The organism is Paraburkholderia oxyphila NBRC 105797, from assembly GCF_000685075.1.
GTDB classification, from domain to species: Bacteria; Pseudomonadota; Gammaproteobacteria; order Burkholderiales; family Burkholderiaceae; genus Paraburkholderia; species Paraburkholderia oxyphila.
The window spans coordinates 26114-43817 of the sequence record NZ_BAYD01000031.1 but is presented as its reverse complement, the minus strand read 5'-3'; the positions used below and the strand labels follow the sequence as shown (position 1 = coordinate 43817).

17 protein-coding genes are annotated in these 17704 nt (G+C 67.3%); 2 read left to right on the top strand and 15 right to left on the bottom strand.

All coding sequences use genetic code 11. The features are described 5' to 3' along the window. Window positions 1-240: 240 nt before the first annotated feature. From astE to BO1_RS20200, 10 genes are all read right to left on the bottom strand, one after another. Entirely contained in the window at window positions 241-1284 is a 1044-nt protein-coding gene (gene astE, locus BO1_RS20245) for a succinylglutamate desuccinylase (protein ID WP_028219119.1), read from the bottom strand. A gap of 34 nt (window positions 1285-1318) precedes the next feature. Next, window positions 1319-2695: an N-succinylarginine dihydrolase gene (gene astB / locus BO1_RS20240; RefSeq protein ID WP_043285557.1), complete on the bottom strand. Its 1377-nt coding sequence runs from the start codon at window positions 2693-2695 to the stop codon at window positions 1319-1321. A 9-nt stretch (window positions 2696-2704) separates the two neighbouring features. Next, window positions 2705-4168: a succinylglutamate-semialdehyde dehydrogenase gene (astD, locus tag BO1_RS20235; RefSeq protein WP_028219117.1), complete on the bottom strand. Its 1464-nt coding sequence runs from the start codon at window positions 4166-4168 to the stop codon at window positions 2705-2707. Between the two features lie 40 nt (window positions 4169-4208). Then, window positions 4209-5243, bottom strand: a complete 1035-nt coding sequence (gene astA, locus BO1_RS20230) for an arginine N-succinyltransferase (RefSeq protein ID WP_028219116.1) — start codon at window positions 5241-5243, stop codon at window positions 4209-4211. Then, on the bottom strand, window positions 5240-6340 hold the full coding sequence (aruF, locus tag BO1_RS20225) for an arginine/ornithine succinyltransferase subunit alpha (RefSeq protein WP_028219115.1): 1101 nt from the start codon (window positions 6338-6340) through the stop codon (window positions 5240-5242). Before aruF ends, astA begins: the two co-directional genes overlap by 4 nt. A 35-nt stretch (window positions 6341-6375) precedes the next feature. Then, window positions 6376-7593 carry an aspartate aminotransferase family protein gene (locus BO1_RS20220; RefSeq protein ID WP_028219114.1) on the bottom strand — a complete coding sequence of 406 codons (1218 nt, stop codon included), beginning with the start codon at window positions 7591-7593 and terminating at the stop codon, window positions 6376-6378. Between the two features lie 295 nt (window positions 7594-7888). Continuing rightward, a complete protein-coding gene (locus tag BO1_RS20215; protein WP_084688067.1) occupies window positions 7889-8869 on the bottom strand; it encodes a GlxA family transcriptional regulator in 981 nt (326 codons plus the stop codon). A 75-nt stretch (window positions 8870-8944) separates the two neighbouring features. Then, a complete protein-coding gene (locus BO1_RS20210; RefSeq protein ID WP_028219112.1) occupies window positions 8945-9757 on the bottom strand; it encodes an ABC transporter ATP-binding protein in 813 nt (270 codons plus the stop codon). Window positions 9758-9785: 28 nt separating this feature from the next. Continuing rightward, window positions 9786-10499: an ABC transporter permease gene (locus BO1_RS20205; protein ID WP_028219111.1), complete on the bottom strand. Its 714-nt coding sequence runs from the start codon at window positions 10497-10499 to the stop codon at window positions 9786-9788. A gap of 19 nt (window positions 10500-10518) precedes the next feature. After that, on the bottom strand, window positions 10519-11208 hold the full coding sequence (locus BO1_RS20200) for an ABC transporter permease (protein WP_028219110.1): 690 nt from the start codon (window positions 11206-11208) through the stop codon (window positions 10519-10521). Window positions 11209-11590: 382 nt separating this feature from the next. On the opposite strand from BO1_RS20200, the gene BO1_RS20190 reads away from it, so the two are divergent. Both BO1_RS20190 and BO1_RS20185 read left to right on the top strand, forming a co-directional pair. After that, window positions 11591-11878, top strand: a complete 288-nt coding sequence (locus BO1_RS20190) for an AbrB/MazE/SpoVT family DNA-binding domain-containing protein (RefSeq protein WP_028219108.1) — start codon at window positions 11591-11593, stop codon at window positions 11876-11878. A 6-nt stretch (window positions 11879-11884) separates the two neighbouring features. Beyond that, window positions 11885-12223: a type II toxin-antitoxin system PemK/MazF family toxin gene (locus BO1_RS20185; protein WP_028219107.1), complete on the top strand. Its 339-nt coding sequence runs from the start codon at window positions 11885-11887 to the stop codon at window positions 12221-12223. A gap of 49 nt (window positions 12224-12272) precedes the next feature. On the opposite strand, the gene BO1_RS20180 is transcribed toward BO1_RS20185, so the two are convergent. The 5 genes from BO1_RS20180 to hpnJ all read right to left on the bottom strand — a co-directional run bounded on the left by BO1_RS20180 (window position 12273) and on the right by hpnJ (window position 17655). Next, a complete protein-coding gene (locus BO1_RS20180; RefSeq protein WP_028219106.1) occupies window positions 12273-13337 on the bottom strand; it encodes a patatin-like phospholipase family protein in 1065 nt (354 codons plus the stop codon). A 113-nt stretch (window positions 13338-13450) separates the two neighbouring features. Beyond that, window positions 13451-14032, bottom strand: a complete 582-nt coding sequence (locus BO1_RS20175) for a hypothetical protein (RefSeq protein ID WP_043285555.1) — start codon at window positions 14030-14032, stop codon at window positions 13451-13453. A 118-nt stretch (window positions 14033-14150) separates the two neighbouring features. Beyond that, window positions 14151-15257 carry a lysylphosphatidylglycerol synthase domain-containing protein gene (locus BO1_RS51905; RefSeq protein WP_043285581.1) on the bottom strand — a complete coding sequence of 369 codons (1107 nt, stop codon included), beginning with the start codon at window positions 15255-15257 and terminating at the stop codon, window positions 14151-14153. Further along, complete coding sequence (hpnK, locus tag BO1_RS20165) at window positions 15251-16237, bottom strand: hopanoid biosynthesis-associated protein HpnK (RefSeq protein ID WP_245643852.1); 987 nt, start codon at window positions 16235-16237, stop codon at window positions 15251-15253. The genes BO1_RS51905 and hpnK overlap by 7 nt, the downstream gene beginning before the upstream one ends. Then, window positions 16234-17655, bottom strand: a complete 1422-nt coding sequence (gene hpnJ / locus BO1_RS20160; RefSeq protein ID WP_028219103.1) for a hopanoid biosynthesis associated radical SAM protein HpnJ — start codon at window positions 17653-17655, stop codon at window positions 16234-16236. The genes hpnK and hpnJ overlap by 4 nt, the downstream gene beginning before the upstream one ends. Window positions 17656-17704: the final 49 nt, after the last annotated feature.

Below are 17704 nucleotides of genomic sequence, written 5' to 3'. Positions count from 1 at the left end.
GTCTCAGTCCAGTCGAATTACAGCGCGCTTCAGAGGTCCTACGGCGCGCTTCGGCGCAGGATCGCTGCGCCAAAGAGTGGCGGTTCAAACGGGCACATCGTCTATGACGCACCGCAGCAACCGCGAGGCCGCGATTGTACCGCGCCCCGTACAAGCGGCCGGAAAACGCGTCCTGGCGGGGGTTTTCGCGCGGCACGCGGAGCTCGGTGCGAGCTTCGCGGCCGCGCGCGGTCAGGCAATTCAGCCAAGCGAGGCGAGCGTTTCAGCGGTCGTATCGACCACGAGCAAGCCCGCTCGCAAGCCCGGCTTGACGGTGGGATTCGGAAACACGATGCGCTCTTCGTCGTGTGCGACGACGTAGCGATACGTGCCGTCCTCCGCCAGCACCGTGCCACGCGCGAACGGCGTGAAGTTCGGCACGTCGGCGGCTACGTGCAGCGCGAAGGCATCGCTTTGCTTCGTAATCTGGCCGATCACCGTGAAGACGCGCGGCATCGGTTCGTCCTCCGCGGCCTGCGCGCCCGAAACGAGCCTGCGCACCGCCGCGTCGGCCGGCGCAAACCGCGCGAGATCGTTTTGCCCGAACGGCTGCACCTTGCCGAGCTCGAGCGTGCACGCGAGCGCGCCGCAAGCATCGGCCGTGAACGACGAGTACGTGGCGCCCTTCTCCGTATGGATCAGGACGGCGGCGATGCGCGCGTCGGCGAGCCAGTCGAACATCGCGCGCGAGGGCGCGTCGCCGGTATAAGGCAGCAGCGCGAACTGCTCGAACGCCGAGGCGCGGATCGCCGTGTGCATGTCGAGGTGCCAGCGCGCGCCGGGCACCGCGGGCGCATCGGCGAAGAAACGCTGCGCCGCCGTTTCGAGCACGACAGCGCGCGGCGCCTCGCGGCTTTGCGGCACGCGCGCGTGGCGGCCGCCGAACAGACGGTTGAGGTCGTCGTCTTCGTAGCGCGTGGCGGCGCGCATCGCCGCCACGTTGCCGAGCACGACCAGCAAGCGGCATGCGAGCGCGAGACGCCCCGCCGCGAGATCGGCCACCATCTGCGAAAGCAGCTCGATGGGCGCGGTCTCGTCGCCGTGCACGCCTGCCGAGAGCAGCACGCTCTTGAGCGTCTCGGCCCGCGCGCCACCGGTGTACTCGGGCTCGAGTTGCAGCACGCCTTCGTCGAGCCACTGCCAGCGCACCGCACCGTACGCACAACTGCCCTGCGCTTGCGCCTCGCTGGTCGGCCGCTGGCCTTTCAGCGTCGTGGCGAGAAAATCGGCGAGGCATTCGGGCATGGCCGCCCCTGCCGCGTGCAAGGACCCGACCGGCTCAGCGCTGGAAGTCATAGAGCGACCCCAGGCCGAGGATCTGCGTGAGTTCGTCGAGCGCCGTGCGCGACTCCACCAGCAGCGCCGGATCGGTGAGATCCTGGGGCGCGAGGCGGTCGCGATAGTGCTTCGCGATCCACGCATCGAGGCGTGCGAACAGCGCATCGTTCATCCACACGCCCGGCGCCACCGCCGCACGCTCAGCCTCGCTCAGCACCACGCGCAAGCGCAGGCACGCCGGACCGCCGCCGTTCTTCATGCTCTCGCGCAAGTCGAACACGAGCACCTCGTCGATGGGGCCGCTCTTCGCGGCCAGCTCGTCGAGATAGCTCGCCACGCGCGGATTTTCGCGGCATTCCTGCGGCACGACGAGAATCTGCTTGCCGTCGGCGCGGCTCAGGAGCTGGCTGTTGAACAGATACGACGAGACCGCGTCCGCCACACTCACCTGGGCGTCGGGCACTTCGATCACGTCGAACGGCGCGCGGTGCGCCTCGAGCTTCCCGCGCAGCTCGTCGTAGACGTTCTTCTGGTCGACGAATGCGCGCTCGTGGCAAAACAGCGTGCTGCGGTTGCCCACGGCGATCACGTCGTTATGGAACACGCCCGCGTCGATCACCTCGGGGCTCTGCTGCGCGAACACCGTCATGTCGTCGGTGAGGCCATGGCGCTGTGCGATCGCGCGGCTCGCCTCGAAGGTCTGGCGCGCCGGGAAGCGCTTGGGCTCCGGCCCGCGGCGGTACTCGCTGCGGCCATAGACGAAGAACTCCACGCCGCGATCGCCGTATTGCGCGCAAAAGCGCGTGTGATTCGCTGCGCCTTCGTCGCCGAGCGCGGGTGTGCCGGGCAGCGCGTCGTGCACCACGAAGTGCGACGGGTCCGCGAAGATCGTGCCGAGTGTGCGGCGCGTGTACTCGTGCTCGATCGCGCGATGCAGCTTGCTGCACAGGTTCGCGGGCGTGAAGTGCACGCGGCGCTCGGGCGTGTCGGCCGAAGGGCTCACGGTGGCCGCGTTGGCGGTCCACATCGCCGAGGCGGAGCTCGCAGCCGCGAGCAGCTCGGGTGCGTCCTTCGCGGCGCGCGCGATGGCGTCGGCGTCCTTGCCTGTGAAGCCCAGCTCGCGCAACAGGCGAATCGAGGGGCGCTCCTGCGGCGGCAGCACGCCCTGCGCGAAGCCGAGGTCGGCGAGGCGCTTCATCTTGCGCAAGCCCTGTTGCGCGGCGGCGCGCGGGTTCGCGACCGACTTCTCGTTGTTCTGCGAGGCGACGTTGCCGAACGAGAGGCCGGCGTAGTTGTGCGTGGGGCCGACGAGTCCGTCGAAGTTGGCTTCCAGGGTGCCCGCGAGCGCCGCTGCGGAAGCCGTTGCATGGTTAGTCATCGTCGATCCTCAGAATTGAAGGCCCGGCGAGACGCTCGCGGGCATGGTCAGCTGTGCGCTCTCGACCGAGGCCATCGGCCAGGCGCAGTAGTCGGCGGCGTAGAACGCGCTCGGACGGTGGTTGCCGGAGCGGCCCGGGCCGCCGAAGGGCGCGCCGCTCGAGGCGCCGTTGGTGGGCCGGTTCCAGTTCACGATGCCCGCGCGGATCTCGCGCGAGAAGCGCTGCCAGAGCGCGGCGTCGTCGGCAAGCAGGCCCGCCGAGAGACCGTAGGCCGTGTTGTTGGCCTGCGCGATGGCGTCGTCGAAACCGTTGTAGCGGATGATTTGCGCGAGCGGCCCGAAATGCTCTTCGTCGGGCAGGTCGGCCACATTCGTCACGTCGAGGATGCCCGGCGTCACGAAGCCGAGCGCGGGGTCGCGCTGCTCCATGCGCAAGAGCGCCTGCGCGCCGCGTTCGAGCAGTTGGGCCTGCGACTGGATCAGCTTCGCCGCCGCGCGCGCCGAGATCACGGCGCCCATGAACGGCTGCGGCTCGGCGTTGTATTCGCCCACCGCGATGCGCGAGGACACTTCGACGAAGCGCTCGATGAAGCGGTCGCCGAACGCGCCTGTCGGCACGAGGATGCGGCGCGCGCAGGTGCAGCGCTGCCCCGCCGAGAGAAACGCCGACTGGATCGCGTGATGCACGGCGGCGTCGATATCCTCCACAGGCGCGACGACGAGCGGGTTGTTGCCGCCCATCTCCAGCGCGAGCACGATCTCGGGGCGGCCACCGAACTGGCGATGCAGCAGCGTGCCGGTATCCGAGCTGCCCGTGAAGAACAGGCCGTCGATCTGCCGATGGTTCGCCAGCGCGATGCCCGTGTCGCGCTCGCCCTGCACGAGATTGAGCACGCCCGCGGGCAGCCCCGCCTCGCGCCAGATCTCGACCGTTGCGCGCGCAACGTCAGGCGCCAGCTCCGAAGGCTTGAACACGACCGCGTTGCCCGCGATCAGTGCCGGCACGATGTGGCCGTTGGGCAGATGGCCCGGGAAGTTGTACGGCCCGAACACGGCCACCACGCCGTGCGGGCGATGCCGCAGCACGGCCGTGCCGTCGGCCATTTCGCTGCGCTTCTCGCCGGTGCGCTCGCCATAGGCAGTGATCGAGATCGCCACCTTGGCGGCCATCGAAGCGGCCTCGGTGCGCGCTTCCCAGAGCGGCTTGCCGGTCTCGCGGCCGATCGCCTGCGCGAGTGGCTCCTTGCGCTCGGTGACGAGCGCCGCGAAGCGCCTGACGATCTCGCAGCGTGCCTCGAACGGCGTCTGCGACCACTCGACGAAGGCGCGGCGCGCGGCGCTCACGGCGCGGTCCACATCCTCGGCGCTCGCGGCATTGCCGCTCCACACGGTCTCGCCCGTGCCCGGATTGTGCGAAGCGAATGCGGGGCCGCTAGCCGCGCACCATTGCCCATCGATGAAAAGCTCGTTCATGGTCATCCTTGTCTTTCTGCGTGGCGTTTCAGCCCCGCCCTTAACCTTGCCGCGGTTTGTGCGCCGCGCTCAGCACGCGCACCGGCTCGCCCTCTGCGACGTTCAGCGCCGCCGCTTCCTGCGCGCTCAGCGTGAACACGCCGTCGTGCACGACGCCCGGGGCAAAGCCCACGCGGAAGTCGGTCAGCGACGTGTTCGACACGAGCGAGCGCACGCCCTCTTGCGCCTCCTGCGTACCGATACGCACGGGCACCACCACGCTCTCGCGCGCCGTGCGCAAGTCGGAGGTATGGCATTCGAGCACGGGGCCCGCGTCGAAGATGTCGACGTGATTCTCGTAGCGCAGCCCTTCGGCTTCGAGCATGCGGCGCGCCGGCACCGTGTCGGCGTGCGTGAGGCCCACGCAGGCCTGCGCGTCCTCGGGCAGCAACTCGACGTACACTGGAAAGCGCGGCATCAGCTCGGCGAGAAACGCCTTGCGGCCATGCGAGCTCAGGTAGTCGGCCGCGTTGAAGTCAATTTGATAGAAGTGCGAACCGACCGCACGCCAGAACGGCGACGTGCCTTCCGCATCGAAATGCCCGCGCAATTCGGCGCAGATGCGCTCCGGAAAGCGCTCGCGGAACTGGGCGATGAACATGAAGCGCGAGCGCGAGAGCAGGCCGCCCATGCCGCCCGTGCGATAGCGCGGCGAGAGGAACAGCGAGCACACCTCGGCATAGCCCGTGAGGTCGTGCGAGATGTTCAGCGCGCGCATGCGCGTCCAGATGCCGAGGTCCTGGCTCGCGTGCACGACCGTGCTCACGCGATAGTTGTAGAACGGCTGCTGCAGGCCCACGGCGGTTTCGATGCCGCACACGCCGGCCACGTCGCCGGTCGCGGTATCTTCCATCACGAAGAAGTAGCCCGCCTCGCCCTGCGAGGCCTCGCCCGCCAGCGTGCGGCGCGTGCGCTCGATGCGCGCCGCCAGCGCCTCGCGGTCGGGCTTGAAGGTAGTGAGGCCGGGGCCGGTTTCCTGGGCGAGCGCGACGAGCGCGTCCACATCGCCCGTCTGCACGACGCGTACCACGATCATTGCGCTTCTCCCATCGATTCGTCCTCGTTTTGCGACGTTTCCCGATACAGCGGCGCGCAGCGCACCGCTTCGCCATCCTGCACATTGAGCGCCGCGCGCGTAGCCGCGTCGAGCGGCGCCGAAGCCGGCACGTGTGCGCCATGGCGCGCGGCATTCGCGGCTTCGACCGCTTCGGGCAGCGTCGCCAGCGCGCAGCGGAACTCGCCGCCATGCTGGCTCGCGACGAGATACTTCGCGCCCTGCGCCGCGCTTGCGCTCTCGCGCACCGTGCGCGTCTCATTGCCCGACACCGACGACGTGCGATCGACCTGTGCGGTCATCACGGGGCCCGCGTCGAAGATATCGACGTAGCGGTCCGTCTCGAAGCCTTCTTCCAGATGAATCTCGTAGGCGAGCAACGCGCTCGGGTCCGGCTCGCCCAGCACGCGCTGCGCGGACTCGGGCAACAGCGGCACGTAAAGCGGATACGCAGGCATCACTTCGGCGATGAAGGTGCGGCTGCGGCCGCCCGACACCATTTCGATGTCCTTGAAATCGCGGCCGAAGAACTTGCGCCCCACCGCTTCCCAGAACGGCGAGACACCCGCGTCGTCGGTCACGCCGAGTAGCAGCGAGAACACCTCGGGCGTGAAGCGGCGCCGGTTCATCGCCACGTACATCATGCGGGCGCGCGACATCAGATGCGCGGCCGCGTCGCCACGCAGCGACGGGTCGATGTAGAAGCCCGCGAGCCGGCTCTTGCCCGTGAGCTCGTGCGACATGGTGAGCGCGTGAATCTTGCGGTTCACGTGCAGCTCGCGCGAGGCGTGAATCAGCGCGTCGTTGCGAAACGCGTAGAACGGCTCCGAATAGCCCGCGGCCGCCACGATGCTCGAGGTGCCGACGAGCTTGCCCGTCGCCGAGTCTTCGAGCACGAAGAGATAGAACTCCTCGCCGGGGAAATCCACCTGGGCGCGAAACGAGTCCTCAGAAAGCGCGATGCGCGCTTCCAGCGCCGCGCGGTCGTGCGGCAGCGAGTGCAGCACGGGCTGCGCGGTGCGGGCCATGTGGGCGATCGCATCGAGATCGGAGAGCCTTGCGGGGCGAACGAATAGCATCGTCGGTCCTGTGTCGAGTGGGGCGTGCCGGGATTTCAGCGCGCGCCGATCACATCTTCGAAGGCCTTCTCGAGGCGCGCGAAGCCCTCGTTCAGGTCCGCTTCGGGAATGATGAGCGACGGCGCGAAGCGCAGCACGTCGGGGCCGGCGATCAGCATCATCACGCCGCGGTTCGCAGCCGCCGCGTTGAAGTCCTTCGCGCGGCCGGCAAAGCGTGCGTTCAGCTCGGCGCCGATCAGGAGGCCCTTGCCGCGCACTTCCGTGAACACGTCGAAGCGCTCGTTCAGATGCGCGAGCTTCGCGCGGATCGCCTCGCCGCGCGCGCGCACGCCAGCGAGCAGTGCCGGGTCGCTCACGAGCTCGACCACCTTGTCGGCGATCGCCGCGCCCAGCGGGTTGCCGCCGTAGGTCGTGCCGTGCACGCCCACCTTGAAGTGCGCCGCGATCGCTTCGGTCGTGAGCATCGCGCCAATCGGAAAGCCGTTGCCGAGCGCCTTGGCGGTGGTGAGGATGTCCGGCGTCACACCCGTGTCCTCGTACGCGTAGAAGGTGCCGGTGCGGCCCACGCCCGTTTGCACTTCGTCGAAAATCAACAGTGCGTTGTGCGCGTCGCAGGCCTCGCGCAGCGCTTGCAGGAAGGCCGGATCGGCGGGAATCACGCCGCCCTCGCCCTGCACGGGCTCGACGATCACGGCGCAGGTCTGCGCACCGATCGCGCGCTTGGCCGCTTCGATGTCGTTGTACGGCAGGTGCACGATGCCGGCGGGCACCGGGCCGAAGCCTTCCGAATACTTCGGCTGGCCGCCCACGCTCACCGTGAAGAAGGTGCGGCCATGGAACGACTGCGTGAACGAGATGATCTCGGTCTTCTGCTCGCCATGGCGCTCGAACGCGACGCGGCGCGCGAGCTTGAGCGCGGCCTCGTTGGCCTCGGCGCCCGAGTTCGCGAAGAACGCGCGCTCGGCGAACGTGAGGGCTTCGAGCCTGCGCGCGAGGCGCAGCACCGGCTCATTGGTGTAACCGTTGCCGATGTGCCAGAGCTTGCCGCCCTGCTCGTGCAGCACGCGCAGCAGTTCGGGATTGGCGTGGCCGAGCGAGGTCACGGCGATGCCGCACGCGAAGTCGATATAGTCGCGGCCCTCGGTGTCCCATACGCGCGAGCCCTCGCCACGGTCGGGGACGAACGGCGCGGGCGAAAAGCACGGCACCATCACTTCGTCGAAGGTCTTGCGGCTCACAGTCTGGTCGTTCATGGCGAATCCTCTTGGGCTCAAATTGGGGTTCTGGCTTCGGGCTGCGCGCGTCTGTTGCGGCGCAGCGCCCTTTGCGGCAATAGCTTTGCATGGGACGGGACTAAGCGCTAAAGCGCCAAGTCCCTTCGACACAGAAGCAGTGTAGGCAACCGTGCGGTAATCGTCTTGCGTAACCGCGACGTGTTTTTTCGTCGGAACCTGAATGCGGGTGCGATCAGACAAAAGCAGGTACAAGCAGGCAGAAGCAGGCGCCATCCGGCACCGGGGGCCGCGCTCAGTCAGCGCTCATCCGGGATCAGTCCCGCTCCGGCGGCTCCACGAGCGCGCCCGCGCGCGGCTCCTGCACCGCGCCTGCCGCGCCGCCATGCTGGCGCTCGATCCAGTTGCGGCGGTCCTCGCGCGGCGTCACGCCGAAGCGCTCGCGATAGGCGTTGGAAAAATGCGCCGCCGACGAAAACCCGCACGCGAGGCTGATCTGCACCACCGACTTGCTGGTGCGCTGCAATTGCGAGCGCGCCTTCGCGAGGCGCAGGCCCAGGTAGTACTTCGACGGCATCGCGTTCAGGTACTGCCGGAACAGCCGCTCGAGCTGCCGCCGCGAGACGCCCACATGGCCGGCGATTTCGTCGGTCGTGAGCGGATCTTCGATATTCGCCTCCATCAGCATGAGCGCGTCGTTCAGGCGCGGATGGCGCTCGCCGGGCGCGGTCACGAACGGAATGCGCTGACGCTCGTCGCCGCTCCTGAGCGTGCTGGCGCCCAGCGCGTCGGCGATGCGGTCCACCAGCTCCGGGCCATGCTCGCGGCCGATCATCGCGAGCATGAAATCGAGCGTGGCCTGGCCGCCCGAGCAGGTCGCGCGGTCGCGGTCGATCTCATAGATGTGCTGCGTGACGATGGTGCGCTCGAACTGCTCGGAGAACTGCTGATAGGTCTCCCAGTTCACGGCGACGCGATAGCCCTGCAGCTGGCCCGCCATCGCGAGCCACCAGATGCCATGGTGGATGCCGGTCACGAGCGGCGTGCGCTGCCCCACGCGCGCGAGACTCGCGAGAAAGAGGCGGTAATCGGCGAACTGCTGATAACGCTCGGTCACGACGATGAGCCAGTCGCACGAGAGCGCGTCGCCGAACGCGCAGTCGGCGGGCCATTGCGCGCCGCCCGAGAGCGGCACGGGCCGGCCGTTCCACGAGCACATCTGCCAACGGTAGAGCGCGCGGCCGTCGATCTCGTTGGCGAGATTGAGCGCGTCGACGATGGGGCCCACGCCCGACATCGAGACCGGCGGCAAGGCGACGATCGCGACCTGAGTAGTGCGGGACACCGCGGGTGACACTTTCTGGCGCCCCGCTTACTTGAGGCTGCCCGAGAGGAACTGGCGCAGCCGCTCGCTTTTCGGATTGCCGAGCACGTCGGCGGGCGCGCCCTGCTCCTCGGTGCGGCCCTGATGCAGGAACATCACATGATTGGAGACGTTGCGCGCGAAACCCATTTCGTGCGTGACGACGATCATGGTGCGGCCTTCCTCGGCGAGCTTCTGCATCACCTTGAGCACTTCGCCCACGAGCTCGGGGTCGAGCGCGGAGGTGGGCTCGTCGAACAGCATCACGTCGGGGTTCATCGCGAGCGCGCGCGCAATGGCCACGCGCTGCTGCTGGCCGCCCGAGAGGTGCGAGGGATACTGCTTCTCCACGCGCGGCGCGAGACCGACCTTCTCCAGATACGCACGCGCACGCTCCTCGGCTTCCTTGCGCGGCACGCCGAGCACGTGAATGGGCGCCTCGATCACGTTCTCGATCACATTCATGTGCGACCAGAGATTGAAGTGCTGAAACACCATCGCGAGCTTGGTGCGGATGCGCTGGAGCTGCTTGTGGTCGGCCACGTCGAGGTCGCCGTTGCGGCCCGCCTTGGTGCGCACGGCCTCGCCGTCCACCACGATCTCGCCCGCGTTCGGCTTCTCGAGGAAATTGATGCAGCGCAGGAACGTGCTCTTGCCCGAGCCGCTCGCGCCGATGATGCTGATCACGTCGCCCTTCTTCGCGTCGAGCGAGACGCCCTTGAGCACTTCGTTGTCGCCGTAGCGCTTGTGGATGTCACGCGCAATCAGCTTGCTATCGGAGGATTGCGCCGGGGTTTGCGTCGCACGCGGGGTCGTTTGCATCGTCTGAGCCAAGATGGTCTCCCAAAAATTATCGCGTACGCACGGCGAGGTGGCCGAGCCAGCGTTTCTCCGCGCGGCGGAACGCAGCCACCAGCACGAACGATACCGCACAGTAGATCAGCGCCGCGAGCCCGAACGACTCGAACGAGCGGTACGTGGCCGAGTTGGCGTCGCGCGCGACCTTGAGGATGTCGGGCACCGTCGCGGTGAAGGCCACCGTCGTCGCGTGCAGCATCAGGATCACTTCGTTACTGTACAGCGGCAGCGCGCGGCGCAGCGCCGAAGGCAGGACCACGCGCCAGTACATCGTGAACGGGCTCATGCCATAGGCGCGCGCCGCTTCCACTTCGCCGTGCGAAGTCGAGCGAATCGCGCCCGCGAAAATCTCCGTCGTGTAAGCGCAGGTATTGAGCGCGAACGCGAGGACCGCGCAGTTCAGGCCGCTGCGGAAAAACGCGTCGAGCAGCGGCTCGGCGCGAATGAAGGCGAGACTGTACACGCCCGTGTAGATCAGCAGCAACTGCACGTAGAGCGGCGTGCCGCGGAACACGTAGGTGTAGAAGCGCACCGGCATCGAGAGCCAGCGCCGGCTCGAGACGCGCGCGACCGCGAGCGGCACCGCGCACACGAAGCCGAACGCCACGGAGATCACGAGCAGCCAGAGCGTCATCGCGAGGCCGGACACATGCTCGCCGTCCCAGTAGAGGAACGCGCGGCCGAATTGCTGGATGATTTCGTTCATCGGTTCGGGCTCCGCAGACTCACAGTTGCGCGTGGCGCACGCCCGCGGAATAGCGGCGTTCGAGCCAGATCAGCGCGAAGTTGGAAATGGTGGTGATCGCGAGATAGATGAGCGCCGCGACCACGAGGAAGAAGAACAGGTTGAAGGTGCTGCGGCCCGCGTCCTGGGCGGCCTTCACGACGTCGGCGAGGCCGATGATCGAGACCAGCGCCGTCGCCTTCACGAGCACCTGCCAGTTGTTGCCGATGCCGGGCAGCGCGAAGCGCATCATCTGCGGAAACAGGATGCGGGCGAACACGCGTGCGCCGCTCATGCCGTAGGCGTAGCCCGCTTCGAGCTGGCCGCGCGGCACCGAGAGAAACGCGCCGCGGAACGTCTCCGTGAAGTACGCGCCGTAAATGAAGCCGAGCGTGAGGACGCCCGCGACGAACGGGTCGATGTCGATCTGCGCCATGCCGAGCGCGTCGGTGGCCTCGTTTACGCCGATCTGGATGCTGTAGAAGAGCAGCAGCATCAGCACGAGGTCGGGCACCGAGCGGATCAGCGTGGTGTAGGCCGTCGCGCAGGCCGCGAGCGGACGGTTGAACGAGAGCTTCGCCGCCGCCCCCACGAGGCCGAGCAGCACGGCCACGCCGAGCGAGAGCAGCGAAAGTTCGATCGTCTGGATCGTGCCGGCGAGCAGCACCGGGCCAAAGCCGTAGAGCATCACGCGCGTCTCCGTGAAGATGTTTGTCGACGCCCCGGGCGTTGCCGCGGGCGCTGTTTGGAAGATGTGCGCGGATGGTCGCAGCGCAAAATAGATTGCTCAAACGCGCACGCCGCGAATGCTGCAACGCAACATCCGCGTGCTTCGCACGCCTGGCTGGCGTTTTGGCCCGCGCCGTCAAGGGCGCGATGATTTTGAAAGCCGAAAAGACAACGGCCGGCCAAGCGGGGCGTTTTCACAAGTTTCGGGTCGCTTTTTCGATAGAAGCGGCGGACCGCCGGAAATGGACGCGTTGACACAAGCCTGACCGATGGGTAGCCTTAACGTGTATCTACATGTTGATACGCCGTTTGGCAGACTGGCGGCGCACCCAAGGAGAAGGACAATGGCCATTCAGACCCTCAAGCGTTGGGGAAACAGCCTTGCGGTACGTATCCCGGCGAGCGCCGCAGCCAGGCTGGCGCTCACTGAAGGACAGGAGATCGAAGTGGAAGTCGAAGACGGCGTGCTAACGGTCCGCGCTCATACCGCCATACGGCGCTTCTCGCGCGAGCGCTATTTGCGCCAGTTGCACGAGAGCCGGCTCGAGCAGCAGCCGCTCATCGACTTTGGCGCACCGCAGGGCTTCGAATTCGGCGGGCCCGATGACCCAGCGCGTTTTGACCTTTGGTAAAGACGCATGAAGAACGGAACACCAGACGCAGGCGATATTGTTTGGCTGAATGTCGGTCCGAGCGTGGGCAATGAGCAGAACGGCTTTCGCCCGGCCCTCGTCATCACGGACGCCGAATTCAACGAACTCACGAGCCGCTTCATCGGGCTGCCGATCACCAGCTCCATTCACGGCTGGGAATCGGAAATCCCGATCAGCGGCCTCAGCAAACCCTGTGTCGCCATGGCCGACCAGATCACGACGCTTTCGTTGACGGGGAGAATCTGGCGCCACAGGGGCGAGCGCGCGACGCAAGACGAGCTGAGCGCGGCCAAATTTGCCATCGCCGGGATTCTCAATCTTTGATCGAAGGGCGCCGTCGGGCGCCATTCGCCACAGCACGCGGCGGCGCGCCCTACTCAATACCCAACTGCGCCTTGATCGCGGGCAGCATGTACTGCACGGCTGCGCGCCCTTCCGCAATGGCCGGCGCGGCGCGATGAAAGTCGAAGATCCCCATGCCGCCCAGGCGCGGCTGGATCAGCACGTCGGCAGGCTCGCCCGCCAGCCGGCTGCGCGTGATGCGCACCTGCATGATGTCGATGCTCTGGGCAATCGAGCTGAGCAGCGATGGCACGCGCGCACTGGGCGGCGGCGCGACGCGCACATCCGACCCGCCCAGCGCGCCCGGCCCCGAGGGCTGCAGCCATTGCGGAAAGGGCTTGCCATTGCGGCGCAGCAGCGGTGCGGGTTGCGCGGGGTCCGCGCCCGGCAGCGAGCCGGCTTGCGCGTCTGATTGCGCTTCGAGCGGCAATTCCGGCTCCGCGCCATTCGCAGCCTGCGCCGCCGCGACGGGCGCCTCGACCGGCGTTTCGCGCGGCACGGTATCGATCGTGCCCCCCAGGTCTCGGCCATTGAGGATGTCGTGATTGAGGTCGATGGCGATCACCGTGTCGGCGCGCATCGCCCGCGCTGCCGAGACGGGCACAGGGTTGCTGAGCCCGCCGTCGACGAGCCATACGCCGTCATGCCAGATCGGCGTGAAGAGGCCCGGAATCGCGATGGAAGCGCGCACCGCGTCCACCACGCCCCCCTCGCGTAGCCAGACCTCGCGGCCCGTGTCGAGCTCGGTGGCCACGGCCGTGAACGGCATCGCCAGCTCGTCGATCACGCGCCCGTTGAACTGTTTCGCGAACAGGTCGATCACCTTGCGCCCGCCCAGCAGGCCGCCGGAAAAGCGCAAGTCGAGCAGACGCACCACCGTCTGCCAGGTGAGCCTGCCGACCCAGTCCTCGAGCCAGTCGAGATCGCCATTCGCGTAGACGGCGCCCACCAGCGCGCCGATCGAGGTGCCGCACACCACGTCGGGCTTGATGCCCGCCTCTTCGAGTGCGCGTATCGCGCCGATATGGGCCCAGCCGCGCGCCGCCCCGCCGCCCAGCACGAGCCCAACACGCTGCGCACGCCGACGATGCATCACCATGCGCACCTCCCGCGTCCGCCGGTAATTTCCAGTAGTTTGCCCAGCAAATTCAATGCCCTATGTCCGTTGCGCAACATCTGCCCGTATTCACTCACGCCTTTTCGCGCCCATCAATGCCCGCGAATCACGTCGGAACGCGAGGTTGTCGAGACCCGGCCGTCCGGCCCGAAGTGCACGTTGAAATACGCCTCCTGGGTGACGCCGCCCTCGAACCATTTCCAGCTCCACACCGTCTCCTTCTTGAGCCGGTAGACGGCCACCTGGCCGGGCTTGCCGAGCAGGCGCCGCACGTCGTCCTGGCTCTCGCCGATGTACACCTTCGCGAAATTCTCCGCGGTGAGCACCTGCGTGATAGCCACGAGCCGTCCATCCGGGCCGATGTCGACCATGTAGGTCTTGAGCCCCTGCGGGCCGCGCGGATATTCGAGCCGCCGCGAGCCGTCCTCGAACACACGCTCGGTCTCGGGCTTGCCCATCTGCTCGCGCACCTGCTCGAGCGTCGAAACGCCCGGCGTCAGGCCCTTGAGCAGCAGCACGTCGGGTTTCACCGAATCGAAGAAGGCCTTGAACGTCTGCCGCAGGGCGTCGAGCATGGAGTCGATCTGGCGGTCGTCGCAGCCCGAGAGCGTGAGCGCCGCCAGTGCGGCGCACGCCACGGCAAGCGAGCGCGTGGATGAGAATGTGAGCGGCATGTCATAGCTGGACAGTGGCTGGAGCTCGCCAGGCGTCACCAACGCTATCGCTGACGCGGCGCGTCCCGCGCACGCTCAGCCCCTGGCTCAGCGTGCGCTTACAACCCACAATGTACCGTCAATGGGGCTGGTCGTGGCGTTCCACATGCTTCGGATGCGGCGCCCGCACCGCTCGCGCGGGCGCGGCAGCCATGGCGGGCCGCGCTTCGCCGGCAGCGGCGCGACGCTTGCCGTCGCGCAGCGAGCGGCGCGTGCGCACGATCTCGGCGGCCTGCCAGGAAAGCAGCGCAAGCACGCCGAACACCACCTCGCGCATGCGCTTGACGAGTGCGAGCGAGAACGCCACGTCCTGGCTTACGCCGAACAACTGCGCGAGCAGCACCACGGCGACTTCCTGGACGCCCAGGCCCGCCGGCACCATGAAGGCCGCGTGGCGCACGGCCTGGGTGATGGCCTCGATCGCGAGCGCCTCGCCCACCGTGACCGGATGGCCGAGCAGCGCGAGCGCCCACCACGTCTCGAAGGCGCCGAGCATATAGCCGCCAAGCTGCCAGAAGAACGCGCGGAACATGAGGCCGGTGCGTGACATGAGCCGGTCGAGGTCGGTATCGAGCTGCTGGCCGTCGATGCCCATCATCAGCGAATTGCCGGTGCCGAGCAGGCGCGCGGCCCAGCGCTCGATCGCATGGAACACCCCGCCACGACGCAGCAGAACGACCGCGAGCACGGGCAGCGGCGCAGTCAGGAGCAGCGCGAGCACGATGGTGATGAGGGTGCGCAGCGAGCCGCCGTCGCCCGTCGCCGCCACGATCAGGACCACGCCGAGCGCCGAGAAAGCGTATTGCACGGCGATCGTCACGAACACCTCGACGATCACCGAGGCCGTGACCTGGCTCGCGTCGCCTGCGCTGCGCAGCTTCCAGCGCGCCAGCCGCACGCCGACGATCTCCCCGCCCACGCCCACCGAGGGCAGCAGACGGTTGACGGCCTCGCGCACGGTCGCGATCCACCAGAGGAAACTGAGCGGCGCGCGCTTGTCGAGCAAGAGGCGCCACGCGTGCGCATCGAGCAGCAGCGGCAGCGCGTGGAACGGCACGAGCCAGAGGAGCACCGGACCCGCCGTGCCGATCACGCGCAGCACGTCGCTCGCACCGTCGTGCACGACCAGCCCGATCAGGATGGCGATCCCGACCGGCAGGCCCAGCCATTGAAGCCACTTCATGATGTTGCCTGCGCCTTGGTCGCGAGCGTGCTTGCGTCGCCGGAGGTCGAGGCCCTGGCCTTGTCGCCGAAAAACACATCGGTGAAGCCGCCGTGGCGCACGCCGGTGCGCTTCAGGGCCTCGGCCACGCGCGGCGAAATCAGCGCACCGAGTTCGTCGGCATGGCGATACGTGCGCATCGACGGCGTGATCGGCCCTTCGCCTGCCGCCGGCGCTTCGGCCGGATGGCAATAGATCTCGCCCACACCCTGCGCCGGCAGATGCGCGAGCGCTTCGAGCAGCACCGCCTCGTCCATCGCACCCGTCTTTGCAATGCCCACGACGTAATCGTTATGCGCAACGCCCGCGCGCGCAAGACGTGCGCGCACGAGCGCGAGCCAGGGCTTGAGCGCAAACGGCGCACCCGCCTCGAGCGGCAGGCGCATCGCGCGCAAGCCGTACTCGCGGCCGATCGAGAGAATCAGCGCAAGCACCGTGGGATGCAGATGGAAATGCTTGTGCGTGTTCACGTGATCGAGCGCGAGCCCGGTCGCCGCAAACGCCTCGAACTGCGCGCGGATCTCTTTGGCGAGCTGCGCGCGCACGTGCGGCAAAAAGAAGAAACGCACGCCGTCGCGCACCATGTTGTCGCCGAAGCGGCCGGCCGCGTCGACGAGCGCCGGAATCTGCGTGCGCGGCAGCATCGCGGCGCCGTCGGCCAGCACGAGGTGCAGGCCCACGCGCAGGTTCGGCAAGCGGCGCGCGCGCGCCACCGCGTCCGCGGCGGCGGGTGCCGCAACCATCAGGCTCGCGGCGTTGAGCACGCCATCGCGATGCGCACGTTCGACCGCCGCGTTGACCCGCTCGTGCAAGCCGAAGTCGTCGGCGGTGAAGATCAGCGCGCGGCCACCGCTGCCGTCTCGCCCAGTGTTCGCGACATGGGCGGCGGCGTCCGCGCGCGGCGTATCCACGCCGGACGTACCCACGCCGGACACATCCATCATGCCTCGTGGGCGCGCAGGAAGCGGAAGAACTCCACGCCTTCGCGCAGACGGCGCTTCATCATGTCCCAGCTCGTGAGCATTTCGCGCACGATTTCCCAGATCTTCGACGGGCGGAAATAGAACTGGCGATAGAACTGCTCGAGGTGGTGATAGATCTCCTCGCGCGGCAGGTTCGGATAACCGATCGCCGCGAGCTGCACGCCTTCCTTGCTCACGAGGTTGATGGTCTTGTTCTCTTCCATCCAGCCGTTTTCGACGGCCTGCTTGTAGAGCGTCGTGCCCGGATAAGGCGCGGCGAGCGAGACCTGGATCGTGTGCGGATTGATTTCCTTCGCGTACTCGATCGTCTTCTTGATGGTTTCCTGCGTCTCGCCCGGCAGGCCGAGAATGAAGGTGCCGTGGATCTTGATGCCGAGCTTCTTGCAGTCGGCGCTGAAGCGGCGCGCGAAGTCCGTGCGCACGCCCTTCTTGATGTTCACGAGGATCTGGTCGTCGCCGGACTCGAAGCCCACCAGCAGCAGACGCAGGCCGTTTTCCTTCAGGACCTTGAGCGTCTTGTACGGCACGTTCGCCTTCGCGTTGCACGACCACGTGATGCCGAGCTTGCCGAGACCGCGCGCGATCGCTTCGGCGCGCGGCAGGTCGTCGGTGAAGGTGTCGTCGTCGAACATCAGTTCCTTGACTTCCGGCATGTTGTCGCGGATCCACTTCGCTTCCTCGAGCACGTTCTCGACCGAGCGCGTGCGGTAGCGGTGGCCGCTGACCGTCTGCGGCCACAGGCAGAAGGTGCAGCGCGACTTGCAGCCGCGGCCCGTATAGATCGAGACGTACGGGTAGTTCAGATAGCCGATGAAGTAATTGTCGATCTTCAGGTCGCGCTTGTAGATGGGCGCGACGAACGGCAGCTCGTCCATGTTCTCGAGGATCGGGCGTGCTTCGTTGTGCTCGATCGAGCCGTCCTTGGCGCGCCACGAGAGACCCTTGATCTCCGGGAACGGCTTGCCTTCGGCGATTTCCTTGCAGGTGTAGTCGAATTCTTCGCGGCAGACGAAATCGATCGCTTCGGTCGCCGTGAGCGAGTTGTGCGGATCGACCATCACCTTCGCGCCGACCATGCCGACGATCAGCGACGGCTTGCGCTTTTTCAGGTCCTCGGCGAAGAGCGCGTCGGTCGGGAACGACGGCGTGCTCGTGTGGATGATCACGAGGTCATAGTCCATCGCGATCTTGAGCGTTTCTTCGACGCCGATGCCGTCGGCGGGTGCATCGAGCACGCGGCTGCCCGGCACGAGGGCCGCGGGCTGCGCGAGCCAGGTCGGATACCAGAACGAGCGGATCTCGCGCTTCGCCTGGTAGCGCGAGCCTGCGCCACCATCGAAGCCGTCATAGGACGGGGCCTGCAAAAACAGCGTTTTCATGAGATGAGTGCTCCGGCAGCCCTTTTTGTTAATGGGGCATGAATGAACA